The sequence below is a fragment of the Roseofilum sp. SBFL genome (genome assembly GCF_017746885.1).
Taxonomy (GTDB): domain Bacteria; phylum Cyanobacteriota; class Cyanobacteriia; order Cyanobacteriales; family Desertifilaceae; genus Roseofilum.
The window spans coordinates 26647-43800 of sequence record NZ_JAGHZH010000108.1; the positions used below are offsets into that span (position 1 = coordinate 26647).

Below are 17154 nucleotides of genomic sequence, written 5' to 3' on the forward strand. Positions count from 1 at the left end.
ATTAGAGTTTTTGTTTGGCAGGTTGAACCAAACGCATCAATTCATCGACTTTATTACATTTACCGATCGCATCTTCGTAGGACACTTTTCCATCATTAACTAGTTTTGCCAAAGCCATTTCCATGGTTTGCATCCCCATTTTCCCACCGGTTTGAATCGCTGAGTAAATCTGAGTCGTTTTTCCTTCCCGAATCAAGTTAGCAATAGCCGGGGTATTCACCATAATCTCCTGAGCAGCACAGCGTCCACCACCAACTTTCTGCACTAAATTTTGGGAACAAACTCCCACCATAGATCCTGACATTTGGGCCCGAATTTGGGGCTGTTGAATCGGAGGGAACACATCTAATAGCCGGTCAATCGTACCTGCCGCATTATTCGTGTGCATAGTTCCAAAGACCAAGTGACCCGTTTCTGCTGCCGATACCGCTAGACCAATGGTTTCTAAGTCCCGCATTTCTCCCACCAGAATGATATCTGGATCTTCCCGCAAAGCAGCTTTGAGTGCGTTGGAGAAACTCTTCGTATCTTCTCCCCGTTGCCGTTGGTGAAACAAGCTTTTAATGTTAGGAAAGACATACTCAATCGGATCTTCTACCGTCAGAATATGTTCAGCACGGGTGCGATTAATCAAGTCCAAAATCGCCGCCATGGTTGTTGTTTTACCCGATCCAGTTTGTCCCGTCACCAAAACCATACCCCGAGGTCGTTCTGACATTTCCCGCATGATTTCCGGAACACCCAACTTCTCAAAATTAGGAATTTTGGACGCTAACGCCCGCAAGCAAGCCGCATAACAGCCCCGTTCGCGATACACATTCACCCGGAACCGAGAGAGTCCTTTGACCCCATAGGCACAGTCTAACTCCCAGGTTTGTTCTAAATCTTTACGCTGGTTATTGTTGAGCATCGAAAAGATCAACCGCTGACAGTCTGGCCCATCAAGCATTTCCCCAAACTGAGGCTGGGGAGTTAATTTACCACTAATGCGAAAATAGATCGGCGCACCCGCTTGAATGTGCATATCCGATCCTCCTTGTTCAACCAAGGATTCCATCACATCTTCAATCATATAACTCATCAGTTTTTCTCCTCAATTTTTGGTAATAGTTAACATCAAGCCAGAATTCTCTGGCTAGAAAAGGGTAAGATTAATCACTAAAACGCGGGGTCATACAATAGGGGCAGTCGATCCATTCTTGTTGAAGTCCAGCTCCACAGACTCGACAGGTTAGCCCGGCTTTTCGTTTGGCCTTGAGTTCTGCCTCTAAACCACTATCGGTAAAGGTTACCCGCTCTACTTCTTCCAGAGTAGTCGATCCTTCACGTACCAGGTTTAAGCTGTAGGCTAACAGGGTGACCATACCTTCTTCAACGGCTGCTTCTTTAATGCGTTCCGTGGGTGCGCCTTGGTTAATCAACAGTTGTAGATTTTCGGTTACCCGCAGGAGTTCATAGACCCCACAGCGTCCTTTATAGCCCACACCGTTACATTTAGGACAAAGTTCTCCTTGCTCTTTCAAGGCCGCCCGTTCATCGGGAGCGATGGTGTTGGCTTTATAGAGGGTTAAATTTCCTTCTTTAGCTGCTGATAAACCAAAGCGAGAGAGTTCCTCTGGACTTGGGGTATAGGGAATACGACATTCACTACAGACTCGTCGCATCAGGCGTTGGGCAACGACTCCTAGGAGTGCCCCAGAGACCATAAACGGTTCTACACCCATTTCATCTAAACGGGCTATCGCACCGGATGCATCATTGGTATGCAAGGTCGTCAATACCAAGTGTCCGGTCAGAGCGGCTTCAATTGCTGTTTTTGCCGTTTCCTTATCCCGCGTTTCCCCCACCAGAATCACATCCGGATCTTGCCGCAAGAACGCTCGCAGAATGGCGGAAAAGTCCATGTTCTTTTCTCGAATCACCTGTACCTGGTTAATTCCTGGCAGGGCATATTCAATCGGGTCTTCAGCCGTGGAAATATTAATTCCGGGATCGTTGCGTTCAGCTAAAATCGAATACAACGTTGTTGATTTACCTGACCCTGTCGGCCCAGTCACCAAAATAAGTCCAAAGGGGCGAGAAGCCATATCACGCACCATTTCCAAGGTTTCTGGACTGGTAATTAATTTATCCAAACCCAACTGCGTCGAGGAGTTATCCAAGATCCGCAGTACAATTTTTTCACCATAACGGGCTGGCAGGGTATTCACCCGAAAGTCTACCTTACGACCTTGGAAGATCCGCCGAATCCGACCATCTTGGGGTTTACGTCGTTCAGCAATATCGAGATCGGCAATAATTTTGAATCGGGATGTAATAGCTGGGACAATCTTTTTCGGAAAGGGAGGAAAGGGCTGTTGCAAGACCCCATCTTTACGAAAGCGAACCCGGAGGTCATTTTCTTGGGGTTCCACATGAATATCGGAGACTCCATCCGATAGAGCTTTTGCCAGAATCTGGTTAACCGCCTTAATCACGGGGGCACTTTCGGCATCTCCGAGTGCTTTATTTAGGTCAGCATCAGAGACTTCATCATCCTCTCCTTCTTCGAGATCGCCATCCCCAAATTGACTAATATCAATTTCTAACTGTTTAGAATCTACTTTTTTGGGATCGGGTGCTTTTTTAACTTGTTCGTCTAGATATTTGGAGATAATCGCTTGAAAATCTTCTGGGGTAATCACCATGCGATTCATGGTGAGTCCTTGGGGACGCAACACTCGATTCAGGTCATCCTGAGCGGCTAAGTTATCTGGATCGACTAAAGCCACCAATACGGCAGGCGGATTAGCATTATTTTTAGAGAGGGGAACTAATTGATAACGGCGACACAGATCTAATGGAATTAAGGTATCAATGAGTTCATTGACCTGATTCGTATCAATTTCATTAATTTCCGGATCGAGGGAATCAACACCGTATAGAATTTTAAGTTCAAAAAGCTGTTGCTTTTTGTACTGACGAATTAGATCTGGGGAAAGTTGCTTACCCGTGAGTTGTTCTACTAGATCGGTCAGCGATCGCTTACTTTTCCGGCTTTCCACCAGAGCCTTTTCCATGTCCTGCTTCTCAATAAAGCCAGACTGTACCAGTTTATTGCCAAAGGGAGAGAGATTATTCGCAACAGCCATTAAGGCTTTAGATTGCTGTCGGCGTGACGAGATGGGGGATTTGGTCATGGGGGGTGGAGATCTCCTCTAAATATGAATTAATTTAAGATAGCCTCATCAAGAAACTACGGATTTCTGAGGAATAGCATAGAGGGTGCTTGCAGCTAATCCTTCCATGCTACTATTATGCATGTTACCCAATGGTGAAAGGAAACGACCAGCTTGAGATCCGCTTCTGGAACAAAACTTAAGCCAAATATTTCTTCCATCGTCCCGTCAAACCGTCAAAAGACAGGATAAGCTAAAAAACTAAGCTCCGTGATGGATGAAGATTCAGCATCTTTCCCGGAGTGATGATTGCATGATGTAGCGAGTCAGATTAGGTTAACCCCAATGATCGATGAGTCCAAGCCAGTAGAAACTTCTCAGAATCCCAACCCCGAAGACCTCTTGAATCAGGCAGAAAATCCAGCTAGTGTTTCTGCACAAGAGCCAGAAACCCCTAGTCCGGACGTGGACAATGGAGCAGAACCGGCCCAAGTTCAGGAAGATAGTGCTTCTGAAGGAATAGATCCATCTTCAGAACCCTCCTCAGAGACAACCGATCCAGCAGCCCATCAAGCGGATGTTGCACAAGCAGCATTGCTAGCCGAAGTCCTAGCCAGTAAGGAATTGGAATTAGACAGTATAAAACAGAGTTACGAGGAAGTTAAAGCTCAATACCAACGTTTAGGAGCTGACTTTGATAACTTCCGCAAACGGACACAAAAAGAAAAGGGGGAATTAGAAGATCAGACCAAGTGTAAGACCCTACAAGAATTGCTACCAGTAGTGGACAACTTTGAGCGGGCGCGATCGCAAATTAAACCCCAAAATGATGGGGAAATGACGATCCACAAAAGTTATCAAAGTGTCTACAAACAATTAGTAGACTGTCTCAAACGCATCGGCGTTTCTCCCATGCGAGCAGAAGGGAAAGAATTTGACCCCAATCTCCATGAAGCAGTGATGAGAGAGGCAACCTCAGAATATGCTGAAGGCACAGTGACTGAAGAATTGATGCGAGGCTATCTCCTCAATGACCGAGTATTACGCCATGCCATGGTTAAGGTAGCGGCTGCACCAGAAGATGAACCGGCACTCCCAGTCGAGGACGCAACCGAACAAACGAACGAACCGGAAGTTGAAGAGAGTGAGAGCTAAAAGGGCAATCTAAAATTAACGGTAATTGGTAAAGGAAGGGGAAATCCGATCGACTTCAAGTCAAAATCAAACTTGATTGCGCGATCCCTAACCAATCACCAATTATTTCCATTCTTAACTTCAAGGCAGCTGAACATGGGAAAAGTTATTGGGATTGATTTAGGCACAACCAATAGTTGTGTATCGGTATTAGAGGGAGGTCAACCTGTTGTGATCTCCAATGCAGAAGGGGGCAGAACTACCCCCAGTATGGTCGGCTTTGGCAAAGCTGGCGACCGCCTGATCGGTCAACTGGCCAAACGCCAAGCTGTCACCAACGCCGAAAACAGTATCTATAGCATCAAACGGTTTATCGGTAGGCGCTGGGACGACACCGAAATGGAACGCTCCCGTGTCCCCTACAAATGTATCCAAGGTCGGGATAGCACGGTCGATGTGCAAGTGCGAGGGCGTAACTACACCCCCCAAGAAATTTCCGCCATGATCCTACAAAAACTCAAACAGGACGCGGAAAACTACCTGGGAGAACCCGTTACCGAAGCCGTAATTACCGTTCCGGCCTACTTTACCGATGCGCAACGGCAAGCCACCAAAGACGCAGGGAACATCGCTGGTTTAGAAGTCCAACGCATTATCAATGAACCCACCGCTGCTGCCCTCTCCTACGGTCTTGAAAAACAAGACCAAGAACAACTTATCCTTGTCTTTGATCTCGGTGGCGGAACCTTCGATGTCTCCATTCTCCAACTCGGTGATGGAATCTTTGAAGTCGTCGCCACCTCTGGAAATAACCATTTAGGCGGCGACGACTTCGATAACTGCATCGTCACCTGGATGATCGAAGAATTCAAAGACCAAGAAGGGATCGATCTATCGGTAGATAAAATGGCCCTCCAACGGTTGCGAGAAGCCGCTGAAAAAGCCAAAATCGAACTCTCAAATATGACGGCAACCTCCATCAACTTGCCTTTTATCACTGCTGATGAAACTGGCCCCAAACATCTAGAAATGGAGTTAACCCGCTCTAAATTTGAAGAGTTAGCCCAAGACATGATTCGGGGAACCTTAGAACCAGTAGAGCAAGCCCTTAAAGATGGCGATAAAACTAAAGAAGATATCGATCGCATCATCTTAGTCGGCGGTTCCACTCGCATCCCTGCCGTTCAAGAAGCCCTTTGTCAATACTTTGGTGGCAAAAAACCAGACCGCTCCGTTAACCCCGATGAAGCCGTAGCTCTGGGTGCTGCCATCCAAGGCGGAGTTATGGGAGGAGAAATTAAAGACCTCCTGCTCCTAGATGTTACGCCCCTATCTCTAGGCATTGAGACCCTGGGTGAAGTATTCACCAAAATTATTGAGCGCAATACCACCATTCCCACCAGTAAAACCCAAATTTTCTCTACCGCCACCGATGGCCAAACCTCAGTAGAAATCCATGTGCTACAAGGAGAACGAGCCATGGTAGCTGATAATAAAAGCCTGGGGAAATTCCAACTGACAGGTATTCCTCCCGCACCGCGAGGTGTACCTCAAATTGAAGTCTCCTTTGAAATTGATGCCAACGGTATCCTCAAAGTATCAGCAAGAGACAAAGGAACTGGACGGGAACAAAGTATCGAAATTACTAATACGGGTGGTTTAAGTCAGACCGAAATAGAAAAAATGCGCATGGAAGCGGAAGTCTATTCCGAATCTGACCGGGTGCGCCGCCAATTAGCCGAACTCAAAAACCAAGCTGAGGGTTTATTCCAGAGTTACTATTCCACCTTAGAACAAAATAGAGACGTAATTCCTGAAGATCTGCAAGTCGAAGCTCAAGGCCGGATTGAGCAACTGCGGGCGAGTTTAGAAGCTCCAGATAGCTCAGTGGAAGCAGTTAAAGAGCAAATGAATGCCCTACAACAAATCCTATTTACTATTGGCTCATCCGTATATGCAGGTTCAGGTGCTGTTGAGGACTTCACCCAAGGGGAAACAGTGATTGATTCGGCAGCAGAAACCATGCAAAGTCCGGTAGAATCGGAGCAAGAAGAAGACGATTTTAGCTTTGATGAGGAAGACGAAACCGTTTCGGCCGATTATGAAGAAATTGAGTAAAGCCTCCAATTTTTCTACCTCCTCCTTAAAATTCAGAAAAATTCGGAGACAACTAAGCGGTCTCCACCCCAAGAGACCGCTATAATAGTGTGCAGTATGCCCACTTGTTGAGAGATCCCCGAAAGACAGAGCGCCCTATGGCCGACTATTATGAAATTCTCGGTGTTTCCCGCGAAGCAGACAAAGAAGAGATCAAGCGAGCCTACCGCAGGTTGGCGCGAAAATATCACCCGGATGTTAACAAAGAAGCCGGAGCTGAAGACAAGTTCAAAGAAATTAACCGAGCGTATGAAGTCCTCTCTGAGCCAGAGATGAAAGCTCGATATGACCGCTTTGGTGAAGCAGGAGTGAGTGGTGGAGCCGGAGGCCCTGGTTTTGGGGACTTTGGTGATATGGGTGGTTTTGCAGATATCTTTGAGAGCTTCTTCAGTGGCTTTGCTGGTGGTGGAGTGGGAACCCAAGGGGCAAGACGACGAGGCCCAGTCCGAGGTGATGATTTACGATTGGATTTGAAGTTAGACTTCAAAGAAGCCATTTTTGGTGGTGAGAAAGAGATTCGGATTAATCATTTAGAAACCTGTAAAACCTGTAATGGTTCCGGAGCTAAACCGGGGACTAAACCGGTAACTTGCCAAACCTGCGGAGGTTCGGGTCAAATCCGCCGAGCAACTCGCACGCCTTTCGGTAGCTTTACTCAGGTATCCGTTTGTCCGGCTTGTAATGGTCAAGGACAGGTGATTCAGGATAAGTGTAATGACTGTGGTGGTAGCGGGAATAAGCAGGTTACGAAGAAGTTGAAGATTAATGTTCCTGCTGGGGTGGATAATGGGACTCGACTGCGGGTGTCTAATGAGGGAGATTCGGGACAACAGGGGGGTCCTCCTGGTGATTTGTATGTTTATTTGTTTGTGAATGAGGATGCGGATTTCCGACGGGATGGTATTAATGTGCTTTCGGAAATGAAGGTGAGTTATTTACAGGCGATTCTGGGTTCTCGCGTGCAGGTGACAACGGTTGATGGTACGGAAGAATTGACTATTCCGGCAGGAACACAACCGAATACGGTGTTGACGCTGGAAAATCGAGGAGTTCCTCGGTTGGGAAATCCAGTAAGCCGTGGAGATCATTTGATTACGGTGGTGGTGGATATTCCTAATCCTAAACAGTTAAGTGCAGATGAGAAGGAGCATTTGAAGGAGTTGGAACGCTTAAGAGGCGATCGCCAAGATAAGGGAGGTGGGTTGTTCGGAGGGATTTTTAATAAATGAGTCTCCAGACTAATTTAGGTACTCCGGATGTCCAACTGGATTTGCGGGGGACACCTTGTCCCCTCAATTTTGTCCGCACGAAGCTACAACTGGAAAAAATGGCTCCCGGTTCCCTATTGGAAGTGTGGTTAGATGCAGGTGAACCCATTGAGCAGGTTCCGGATAGCCTGAAAATGGCGGGTTATCCGATTGAAGGTCTACAAGAGTCTAACCAGGATGAAGAGGAATCGTTTTTTCGGCTGCAAGTTCGGCGCTCAGATCCGGAAAATCTGCCTCCACAATGAATCAGGTTTGGGTGGGTACGGTGTTGGCGGTTCAAGCCAATTTTTATCAAGTTCAGCTTGATGAGCAAGAAGAGACTCCTTTGTTGTGTACTCGCCGATCGCGCCTGAAAAAGATTGGTCAACGGGTGATGGTGGGCGATCGCGTGGGGGTGGAAGATCCAGATTGGTTGGGTTTGCGGGGGGCGATCGCCCAAGTCTATCCTCGAACTACCGAATTATCCCGGCCTCCTGTAGCCAATGCGGATCAACTATTATTGGTTTTTTCCGTCGATCAACCCAATCTCGACCCCTATCAACTCAGCCGGTTTCTCGTCAAAGGCGAATCAACGCCCTTGAGTTTATGTCTCTGTTTAAACAAAAGTGACTTAGTTTCTACTGAGTGGAAAGAAAAGTGGTGTCACCGCTTAGAACAATGGGGTTATGTGCCTCTGTTCATTAGTGTGGTGAGTGGGCATGGATTAGCCGAACTCGAGCAACAGCTAGCGCAACGAGTCACGATTGTTGCAGGCCCTTCTGGAGTGGGAAAATCGAGTTTAATTAATACTTTGATTCCCGATGCCCATTTGCGGGTAGGGAAAGTGTCTGGAAAGCTGCAAAAGGGACGACACACTACTCGTCATGTGGAGTTATTTAAGTTACCTAGTGGCGGACTTTTGGCGGATACCCCCGGATTTAATCAACCGGATGTAGACTATCCTCCAGAAGCATTAGGAGATTATTTTCCAGAAGTGCGGGCGCTCATGAAGGTCGATCATTGCCAATTTAGTGACTGTTTGCATCGGGAAGAACCGGATTGTGCAATTCGAGGAGACTGGGAGCGCTACGAACATTATCTCATGTTTTTGCAAGAGGCGATCGCCTGTCAAGAACACCGAGATCGCCAAGCCGATCCTGAATCTACCTTGAAGCGCAAAGGTCAAAATACTTACGAGCCTAAACTGAATACCAAAAAATATCGCCGTCCCTCCCGTCGTACCCAACAACAACAATTGGAAGAATGGTACAGGGATGCTGAAATATAAGGGAATGGGGAATGGGGAATGGGGAATAGGGAATGGGGAATAGGGAATGGGGAATGGGGAATAGAAAATAGCCTAAACTCTCCCTTTCTCTGCTATATCGTGTTCTCTAGGAGTTGGTTGCTTCCTGCCAGCGTCCCCTCAACTCTCGCATTGCCCCGATCTCATCTTCTTTTGCTGTGGCTAAAAACTGATATAACCACTCCTGCGGTACTTCGGGAAACGTGGGACTTTGCTCCACTTCCACATATACCCCAGACTTCAGAGTATAAATCCGCCACACCTGCCCATCAAAACGCCAAAACTCCGGCACACCCAAACGAGCATAAAATTCATTCTTAGCAATATCCGTGTGGGTAATATCTACCTCAACCACCAAATCTGGGGGCGGATCTTGGGCAAAATTCACATTGCGTCCTTTCACCAACGGCTGATTTTGAAAATAATAGGCACTATCCGGTTCTGCTCCTTTTCTTAACAGGGGATAATTCATAGTTGTCGATCCCATGCTCTTAATAGGAATATCCATAAGTTCAGCTAAACCACGGATAAAATATTCAATTAAACACCGGGCAAATTCATGGTCTTCTAAGGGCATAGTGATCTCTAGAACTCCATCATCATAGATTAGACGAGAACCTCTGGATTGAGGCAGTTGATCGAGGATGTGTACATAGTTCTCCCAGGTGATACCACGAAAAACGACCCGTTGTTCGCCCTTGGGTTGTACGGTTGCTTGAGGTTCTGGTGCTGCAATAACCATAGCGCTGACTTTATTGAATACCACAGGTTTTGAGTTTATGACTGAGTAGGGAATAACCGATCGCCGATCCCAGATAAGGTAAATGACCTGGAGGCGCATTATCCGTATAGTTTAACTCAGTCGGCTTTGTCCATTGACTCTCTTTACGCCACCCAATGCGATCGCAAAACTGACCATAATCTCCTCCTACCTGTTCATAGAGCCGAGATTGCACACTTAAGCCAAATTTGCCTTTACTATAGGCAATCCAAAGTTCATTTATCGTGTCTAATTCTGTACAAGGCAGCTCATCTAAATTCAGGGCATCTAACCAACCATCACTTTCTCGTCGAGTTGCCCGCAAAATCAGATCCAGGGTTTCTTGATTACTTTCTTTCCATTTACGATCCGAGAGTAAATCTTGAAGTCGAGTATAATCTATACCACTTTCTGAACGTAAGGGAACATTCGGGTTAGTTGGATAAACGGGAGCAGCAGGAGATAAGACAGGAGCTTGGGGTTCTGGTGTTTGCTCTTCAACGGCTTCCACAGCAGCAGGTTCAGAGGCAACACTTTCCACAGGCATCACTTCCGAGAACTTGGCTGATATTCCCGGAGTCCTAAACTCCTCGATCGCCTCAAACACTCCCGTCACCAATCCTTCAAGCCAGTAATAACACTCAGCCGGAAGTGCAATTACAAACAGAGATTCATCCCCAAGCAACTTTTGCACCTGCTCCAAGAGACGATCACGCTTACCCACCTTCAACAGCATCAAAACTGTACACCATAACAGGGAACTGAGCGCTAGAAGAGAGAGTAAGGGAAATACCAGGGGAAACCCTAAAATCAATCCTCGGTCATCTTTGAGAGAGTAGGGGTACTGTTGCCGATCGGCGATCGCCCAATTCCACAATTTCGCACCCAGGTGAGAACTCAGATCGATCAGCGTTAATAAGATCCGTCCTATCAGAAGATAACTCGTCAGGGGAAAGGCCAGGATCATCAGACGGAGTTGCGAGTTAGCCATGGGTAATTCCTTCAATTCTTTGCTTGCTTCCTTTCCACTGCTTCTAGAGGTGAGCTGTTAATTCTTGTAGCTTACGTTTGGTATTGTACCTGAAACAGTGCCATGATCTAAATGAAGGTTTTAAACTGCTTATTGAAAAATGGTTTATCAAAAGATTTTAGTTGCCCTCGATCGCTCCCTTCAAGCAGAAACCGTTTTTGAGAAAGGGTTAGCTCTAGCGCAACAGTTTTCTTCTCAAATGATGCTCTTTCACCGTCTAGGCTTGGAAGAAAGTAGTCTGTTTACCTATGTTGGTCCCTATGGCCATACCTTAACTAACTTTTCCCAAGCGGTGCAAGAACAGATGGCAGAGGAAACGGAACAGACTCGTCAATGGCTCAGTTGCTATTGCGATCGCGCTCAAGAAGCTGGTGTTTCCTGTGAATGGGAATGGAAAATGGGTGATACCGGACGTTGGATCTGCGATCTAGCCAAAAGCTGGGGTGCAGATTTAATTGTCGTGGGACGTAGGGGAAGACATGAAGTTGCTGAGGTACTACTCGGTAGTGTCAGTAATTATGTCGTTCATCGTGCTTCCTGTTCCGTGTTGATTGTCCAAGACAAACCCCTGCTATCCGAGCCAACCTGAAACCCCTATTCTTGAGTCACACTCGCTCAGGGTAAGTTAACTCAAAACCCTCTAAACTTGCCCTGAGAATCTTAGGATAAAACAAGCAATCATTGTTAATTATTTCATTGTTCATTGTTCATTGATTCTATGTCTCGACCTACTTTATATCTGGCAATCACCAATCATGGTTTTGGTCATGCCGTGAGGATGGCCTCAGTTGCCGCCGCGATCGCCCAACGCAATCCTGAAATTCTCCTCATTTTAGTGACTACCGTTCCCCGATGGTTGCTCGAATCCTATATTTCGGTTGACTTTATTCACCGTCCCAGGGGATTTGATGTGGGGGTAATTCAGTCCGATAGCCTGACCATGGATAAAGAACCAACTCTAGAAAAACTGAAACAGATTCGCCAAAATGAACGCTCAATTATTGCCGGAGAAGTGAATTTTATTCGCCAAAATCGGGTTGATTTAGTATTAGCTGATTTGCCCCATTTAGCCGTAGATATTGCCCATAGTGCCGGAATTCCTTGTTGGATGATGGGTAATTTTGGTTGGGATTTTATTTATCGCCCTTGGGGAGGTGAATTTCTTGAGATCGCCGATTGGATTAGCAATAGTTATCGCCAGTGCGATCGCCTGTTTCGGCTACCGATTCATGAACCTATGAGTGCATTTCCGGAAGTGGTCGATGTAGGGTTAACCGGGGGGATTCCTCGATCGACTGTGGAGCAATTGCGCCAACAGTTCCAAATTTCTGCTCCCAAAGAACGCACCGTATTATTAACGTTTGGCGGGTTAAGCCTGCAAGCGATTCCCTATGATACCCTCAAGGAGTTTCCTGACTGGCAGTTTATCACCTTCGATGCCCAAGCTCCCGATCTACCCAATTTGATTAAAGCGAGGGGATATGAATATCGGCCAGTCGATTTTATGCCCCTTTGCGATCGCCTGATCTCTAAACCGGGATATAGTACATTTGCGGAGGCCTTGCGCTTAGGAACTCCCATTGCTTCTTTAACCCGAGAAGGCTTTGCCGAAACCCCGGTTTTAATGGCAGGATTGCAAGATTACGGCAGACATCAGATTATCGATCCAGAAGCTTTCTTTAGCGGAGATTGGAGCTTTTTACACCAAGTGCCTACGCCTCCCAGAACGGATGTAGTTTTGGATAAAACCGGCAGCGAGGCGATCGCCGAAGCCGCGATCGACTATTTTGGAATCAATCATTAACATTCCCGCGTCCCCCACTTCCCCCATTCCATGACCTCAATTACCCTGACCCAGCGCTGTTTGCAATTGGACAATTCCCAAATCACCTCGATCCTTCCCTTAACTGCTTGGGAGCGTACGCGCAGTCGCTATCAGACAGAAACTCCTGACGGGGTGACGGTTGAGTTACGATTACCGAGGGGAACAGTTCTCCAAGATGGTGACCTTTTGCAAACGGCGATCGCTGATACCCTGGTGCAAGTGATTGCTAAACCGGAACCCGTATTAGAAGTGACCTCGGAAACGGCGATCGATCTCCTGCGAGCAGCCTATCATCTCGGAAATCGTCATATTCCTGTAGAAATTACTCCAGACTACTTACATTTAGAAGTTGATCCGGTACTCCGAACGATGTTAGAGCAATTAGGAGTAAATGTAAGGGAAAAAATTGCTCCTTTTCAACCCGAACCCGGAGCATACAGTGCTGCGCATTAGGGAATAGTTAATGTAATTCTTGACAGTAGGGAATCATTCAGATCGGATCTTGATACTTACCTCCTTATAATCTATTTTTTCGGCAATCTGAGCAATTTCTCGCCAATATCTTCGTGCAACAGCACATAGAAACAGGGAATCATAAATAAGGTTAACAGGGTTGCCAAAGATAAGCCGGAAAAGACGACTACGCCTAATGGCTGTAAAAATTCGCCTCCTTCTCCTGAACCTACAGCCAAGGGAAATAAACCTAAAACTGTGGTAATGGTCGTCATTAAAATCGGCCGTAATCGTTGGGGAGCGGCTCTTAAAATGGCGCTGCGATAATCTAATCCGGATTCGGCGCGAATTTGATTGGCCAGTTCCACCATAATAATGGCATTATTGACCACAATTCCAACCAATAAAACGCCACCGACTAATACGGTAGCCCCGATCGCCGTTTCCGTCAGGTACAATCCTAAAATTCCTCCCGCGAGAGCCAGGGGAACCGCGAGCATAATCACCAATGGATCGATCAAAGAATTATACTGAACTGCCATCACCACAAACACCAGGAACGCCGCTAAACTGCCCAAAATAGCGATCGCCTCTTGCAGTTGTTGATTCGATTCGGCGGCAACCGACGGCAACACTCGCGCTCCTGGAGGGAGTTCTAGATTCTCTAAAGCTGCGTCAACTTCCCCTAGAGCGTCACTTAAACTCGCACCCTGATTCAAGTTTCCTACTAGAAAAAAGACAGATCGCCCATTCACGCGCTGAATTTCTGCCGGTGCTGTTCCCTTATCCAGACTCGCTATATCTTGTAGACGAATGGGACTATTGTTTTGTGAAAACAGGGGCATTTGCCGGAGTTCATCAATTCTCTGTAATGCATCTCGGTTGAGCTGTACGCGGATATCCACCAAACGATTACCCCGTTGTAGCCGGGTGGGAACAGTTCCTGAGATAGCCGTTTCCAACGTTGTCCCTAACTCTTGTGCAGTGACCCCAAAATCGGCCATTCTTTCCCAGTCGGGACGAATTTGGACTTCTAGTTGCGAGGGATCAGCATCGGGTCGAAATCGGGCTAAGGTCACGTTTTCGTCTAAGGCTTTCAGGACTTGGCGACCGGCTTGAGCGAGAATATCTGGGTCTTCAATCCCATCAGGACCAAGAGATGTCGCGATCGCCACATCAATATCGCCGCGAACGGGGGAATTATTTAAAATTAACCCCCGCACTGCATCTGGAAATAAGCGCAGGCGAATATTGACGAGATTCAGTTGATTGAGTTCGCGTTGAACGTTTTCGACAAACGCCTGGACATTACTGCCCGGTTTGAGGGTAATGGTACTACTCGATCGCAGTAAATTTTCAATGGTGAGATTGGCAAACAGAAATCCGCCAGTGGTGGTAAAGGCATATTCGGTTTCCGGTTGTTCGACTAGAATGCGATCGACTGCTTCCATCACTTTCTGGTTGGTTTCTAGGTTGCTTCCAGGGGGAAATTGGGCAAATAAACGCGCTTGTCCGGTGTTGATTCTGGGCAGAATTTCTTGGGGAATGTCGGCAGCGAGGCGAACGCTACCATAACCGAGAATCAATACCGCTAACGCGATCGCCAGAATTCGCACTCGAATCACCCCTCTTAATATCCGTCCATAGCCCCCTGTAATCAACAGGAACTGCTGGTTAAACCAGCGTAAGGGGCCCCTTTTGTCTAAGCCACTGGAGCGTCGCACGCGCAATAACCGGGATGTGAGCATGGGAACAACAGTTAAGGACACAATCAGGGACGCGGCAACGGAAAAGCTAATGGTGAGGATCAGTTCATTGAAGAGCAATGAGAAGAATCCCCCAATGAGTACAAAGGGTAAGACGGCAACCAGGTTAGTTGAAGTGGAGGCTAAGAGCGCAGATTCGAGTTGTGAGGCAGCTTTTTGCGCTTCCAGATAGGGAGAGGGGGGGATCTCTAAGGTGTCTCCTTCGACTGCGCTCAGGGGACGCTCTGAGCGCAGTCGAAGAGCCTGATGTTGGCTGACCATGTTTTCTAGCATCACGATGGAGTTATCCACGACAATACCCACCCCTAAAGCGAGTCCTCCCAAACTGAAGACGTTGAGGGAGAGACCAAAGGCGAACATGAGGATAATGGCAGTGAGGGTTGCCAAGGGAATGGCAAGGATGACGATCAGGGTTTGCCGTAGGGAACCTAGGAATAGGAGAACGGCGATCGCCGCTAGACCCGATCCGGTTAATCCGGCGATAACGACATTGCGAATCGATTGGCGAATAAATCGGGATTCATCCAACGTCGAGGTCAAAATCATATCATCAGGAATAATGCCCCCAGAGCGCAGTTCCTCAATCCTGGCTTTCACTGCGTCAACGACTTGTACCGTATTGGCTTCTGGCTGTTTTTGTACGCTCACTTTAACGGCTGGAATCCCATTCAGGGAAACCAATACTTGCTGTCGTTCTGTGCCATCGATGACTTGGGCAAAGTCCCGTAAATAGACTTGGCGAGATGAGGGAGAATCGTTCAGTTCAAAGGAGAGATTGAGGATATCTTGGGCGTTTGCAAAACGACCGATGGTACGGGTGAGGCTCTCGGTGGGGATATTTCGTAGTCGTCCTCCAGAACTGTCTAAGTTACGATCGCGCAAATTATCCAACACATCATTAATGGTTATGCCCAAACTCGTCATCCGTTTCAAGTCCAGATTCACCTGCACTTCCTCTTGCAGTCCTCCAGAGACATCTACCCCAGCAACTCCAGGGACTACGGTCAGTTCCCGCGCCAATTCCCGATCGCCAAATACCCGTAAATCCACCCCTTGTAATCGATCAGAAGTCAGCGCAAATTCATACACCGGTAGTTGGGACGGGTCAAACTTAAAAATTCGCGGTGGCTCCAAGTCGTCTGGCAGTTGGTTAATCGTGCGATTCAGAGTCGCCGTAGCATCATTGAGAGCTTGGTCAATATCACTACCAGGATTAAAATAGAGATTGAGGGAAACCCGACCTTCACGGGTTTCTGAAAACACTTGCACCACCCCTTCAGTGGCAGCTAATCCTTCTTCTAGGGGGCGGGTTACTTCGTCTACTGCCACTTGAGGAGCCAGACCAGGAGTATCAACGCGTACCCCAATGCGGGGATAGGTAATGGCGGGGAGGAGGTCAACGGGGAGCTGACTGAGGGCAAAAAAACCGACGACGATAACCGCAATGGTTAACATCAGGGTTCCGATATGCCGACGAATGGCGATCGCGCTTAAACTGCTGGGAGTTTGGCTCATAACAAGGCGAGTGATGGAGTAATGAGTTTCTCTTGATTGTATCGGTTTTGCTTATAATGGGGGAATCGTCAGAGATTTAGAGGCGATCGCCGTTGCTCGGTGATAGATTATAAAAAAGTATACATATTTAGCTGAGAGCGTTACAGCACTATGACATCAAAAGAACAGGTACTGACAACCTTAACCAGTCATCGGCAAGAACTAGAGGCATTGGGAGTCAAGTCTCTGGATTTATTTGGCTCAGTCGCTAGAGACGAAGCACGACCTGATAGCGATATTGATTTTCTCGTAGAGTTTACGAAGCCAGGGGGATTATTTCAATTATTTGAAGTACAACACTATCTAGAAGATCTATTTGGTTGTGATATAGACTTGGGAACAGCAGATTCCTTGCGAGAACATTTACGAGAACCGGTTCTGAAGGGGATGATTCGTGCCTTCTAGACCATGGCGATTAAGGATACAAGATATTCTAGATGCGATCGCTCGCATTCAACAAGCAACTGCGGGGATAAGTTATGAGCAGTTTGAACAGATGGAGGATTTGGTTTTACACGGGATTCTTTATAACTTTATGATTGTTGGCGAGGCTGCTGTTAATGTGCCAGACTCCATTCAATCTCGCTATCTGCAAATCCCTTGGCGTTCGATGCGTGATATGAGAAATGTGATGGTTCACGAATACTTTCAAGTTAATCTTGACCGGATGTGGAGAACTATCTATGAAGATTTACCTGCTGTAGTTGCCATGCTAGAGACGCTATTGCAGCAAGAGATAGGAGAAGAATAGATTTGAGGTTAGG

Annotated in this window: 15 protein-coding genes; 10 read left to right on the plus strand and 5 right to left on the minus strand. The window is 47.1% G+C overall.

All coding sequences use genetic code 11. The annotated features are described in order from the left end of the window. Window position 1 precedes the first annotated feature (1 nt). A complete protein-coding gene (locus tag J7545_RS12085) occupies window positions 2–1081 on the minus strand; it encodes a type IV pilus twitching motility protein PilT (protein ID WP_318698164.1) in 1080 nt (359 codons plus the stop codon). Between the two features lie 70 nt (window positions 1082–1151). After that, complete coding sequence (locus J7545_RS12090) at window positions 1152–3179, minus strand: GspE/PulE family protein (RefSeq protein WP_318698163.1); 2028 nt, start codon at window positions 3177–3179, stop codon at window positions 1152–1154. Between the two features lie 324 nt (window positions 3180–3503). On the opposite strand from J7545_RS12090, the gene grpE reads away from it, so the two are divergent. From grpE to rsgA, 5 genes are all read left to right on the plus strand, one after another. Next, window positions 3504–4313, plus strand: a complete 810-nt coding sequence (gene grpE, locus J7545_RS12095; protein ID WP_318698162.1) for a nucleotide exchange factor GrpE — start codon at window positions 3504–3506, stop codon at window positions 4311–4313. Window positions 4314–4448: 135 nt separating this feature from the next. After that, window positions 4449–6410 (plus strand): molecular chaperone DnaK, encoded by a 1962-nt coding sequence (gene dnaK, locus J7545_RS12100; RefSeq protein WP_318698161.1) that lies wholly within the window; start codon window positions 4449–4451, stop codon window positions 6408–6410. Between the two features lie 137 nt (window positions 6411–6547). After that, window positions 6548–7678: a molecular chaperone DnaJ gene (gene dnaJ / locus J7545_RS12105; RefSeq protein ID WP_318698160.1), complete on the plus strand. Its 1131-nt coding sequence runs from the start codon at window positions 6548–6550 to the stop codon at window positions 7676–7678. Then, window positions 7675–7962 carry a sulfurtransferase TusA family protein gene (locus J7545_RS12110; RefSeq protein ID WP_318698159.1) on the plus strand — a complete coding sequence of 96 codons (288 nt, stop codon included), beginning with the start codon at window positions 7675–7677 and terminating at the stop codon, window positions 7960–7962. The genes dnaJ and J7545_RS12110 overlap by 4 nt, the downstream gene beginning before the upstream one ends. Beyond that, window positions 7959–8984: a small ribosomal subunit biogenesis GTPase RsgA gene (gene rsgA, locus J7545_RS12115; protein WP_318698158.1), complete on the plus strand. Its 1026-nt coding sequence runs from the start codon at window positions 7959–7961 to the stop codon at window positions 8982–8984. Before J7545_RS12110 ends, rsgA begins: the two co-directional genes overlap by 4 nt. A 106-nt stretch (window positions 8985–9090) precedes the next feature. Here rsgA and J7545_RS12120 read toward each other — a convergent pair whose 3' ends face one another. Beyond that, entirely contained in the window at window positions 9091–9744 is a 654-nt protein-coding gene (locus J7545_RS12120) for a Uma2 family endonuclease (RefSeq protein WP_318698157.1), read from the minus strand. 10 nt (window positions 9745–9754) lie between these two features. Then, window positions 9755–10753 carry a GUN4 domain-containing protein gene (locus J7545_RS12125; RefSeq protein WP_318698156.1) on the minus strand — a complete coding sequence of 333 codons (999 nt, stop codon included), beginning with the start codon at window positions 10751–10753 and terminating at the stop codon, window positions 9755–9757. Window positions 10754–10892: 139 nt separating this feature from the next. Here J7545_RS12125 and J7545_RS12130 point away from each other — a divergent pair, with 139 nt between their 5' ends. The 3 genes from J7545_RS12130 (at window position 10893) to ureE (ending at window position 13070) form a co-directional block, all read left to right on the plus strand. After that, the gene (locus tag J7545_RS12130) at window positions 10893–11381 is read left to right on the plus strand and encodes a universal stress protein (RefSeq protein ID WP_318698155.1); all 489 of its coding nucleotides are present in this window, start codon (window positions 10893–10895) and stop codon (window positions 11379–11381) included. A gap of 129 nt (window positions 11382–11510) precedes the next feature. Beyond that, window positions 11511–12596, plus strand: coding sequence for a glycosyl transferase (locus tag J7545_RS12135; protein ID WP_318698154.1), 1086 nt, complete (start codon window positions 11511–11513; stop codon window positions 12594–12596). A gap of 30 nt (window positions 12597–12626) precedes the next feature. Beyond that, window positions 12627–13070: an urease accessory protein UreE gene (ureE, locus tag J7545_RS12140; protein WP_318698153.1), complete on the plus strand. Its 444-nt coding sequence runs from the start codon at window positions 12627–12629 to the stop codon at window positions 13068–13070. 71 nt (window positions 13071–13141) lie between these two features. Here ureE and J7545_RS12145 read toward each other — a convergent pair whose 3' ends face one another. After that, entirely contained in the window at window positions 13142–16351 is a 3210-nt protein-coding gene (locus J7545_RS12145; protein WP_318698152.1) for an efflux RND transporter permease subunit, read from the minus strand. A 150-nt stretch (window positions 16352–16501) separates the two neighbouring features. Here J7545_RS12145 and J7545_RS12150 point away from each other — a divergent pair, with 150 nt between their 5' ends. After that, window positions 16502–16795 carry a nucleotidyltransferase family protein gene (locus J7545_RS12150; protein ID WP_318698151.1) on the plus strand — a complete coding sequence of 98 codons (294 nt, stop codon included), beginning with the start codon at window positions 16502–16504 and terminating at the stop codon, window positions 16793–16795. Continuing rightward, entirely contained in the window at window positions 16785–17141 is a 357-nt protein-coding gene (locus J7545_RS12155) for a DUF86 domain-containing protein (protein WP_318698150.1), read from the plus strand. Before J7545_RS12150 ends, J7545_RS12155 begins: the two co-directional genes overlap by 11 nt. Window positions 17142–17154 lie beyond the last annotated feature (13 nt).

What these genes read in the sequence shown, in the direction of transcription:
- J7545_RS12085 (WP_318698164.1), bottom strand. Translation starts at nt 1,081, where the DNA reads ATGAGTTATATGATTGAAGATGTGATGGAATCCTTGGTTGAACAAGGA.
- J7545_RS12090 (WP_318698163.1), bottom strand. Translation starts at nt 3,179, where the DNA reads ATGACCAAATCCCCCATCTCGTCACGCCGACAGCAATCTAAAGCCTTA.
- grpE (WP_318698162.1), top strand. Translation starts at nt 3,504, where the DNA reads ATGATCGATGAGTCCAAGCCAGTAGAAACTTCTCAGAATCCCAACCCC.
- dnaK (WP_318698161.1), top strand. Translation starts at nt 4,449, where the DNA reads ATGGGAAAAGTTATTGGGATTGATTTAGGCACAACCAATAGTTGTGTA.
- dnaJ (WP_318698160.1), top strand. Translation starts at nt 6,548, where the DNA reads ATGGCCGACTATTATGAAATTCTCGGTGTTTCCCGCGAAGCAGACAAA.
- J7545_RS12110 (WP_318698159.1), top strand. Translation starts at nt 7,675, where the DNA reads ATGAGTCTCCAGACTAATTTAGGTACTCCGGATGTCCAACTGGATTTG.
- rsgA (WP_318698158.1), top strand. Translation starts at nt 7,959, where the DNA reads ATGAATCAGGTTTGGGTGGGTACGGTGTTGGCGGTTCAAGCCAATTTT.
- J7545_RS12120 (WP_318698157.1), bottom strand. Translation starts at nt 9,744, where the DNA reads ATGGTTATTGCAGCACCAGAACCTCAAGCAACCGTACAACCCAAGGGC.
- J7545_RS12125 (WP_318698156.1), bottom strand. Translation starts at nt 10,753, where the DNA reads ATGGCTAACTCGCAACTCCGTCTGATGATCCTGGCCTTTCCCCTGACG.
- J7545_RS12130 (WP_318698155.1), top strand. Translation starts at nt 10,893, where the DNA reads ATGGTTTATCAAAAGATTTTAGTTGCCCTCGATCGCTCCCTTCAAGCA.
- J7545_RS12135 (WP_318698154.1), top strand. Translation starts at nt 11,511, where the DNA reads ATGTCTCGACCTACTTTATATCTGGCAATCACCAATCATGGTTTTGGT.
- ureE (WP_318698153.1), top strand. Translation starts at nt 12,627, where the DNA reads ATGACCTCAATTACCCTGACCCAGCGCTGTTTGCAATTGGACAATTCC.
- J7545_RS12145 (WP_318698152.1), bottom strand. Translation starts at nt 16,351, where the DNA reads ATGAGCCAAACTCCCAGCAGTTTAAGCGCGATCGCCATTCGTCGGCAT.
- J7545_RS12150 (WP_318698151.1), top strand. Translation starts at nt 16,502, where the DNA reads ATGACATCAAAAGAACAGGTACTGACAACCTTAACCAGTCATCGGCAA.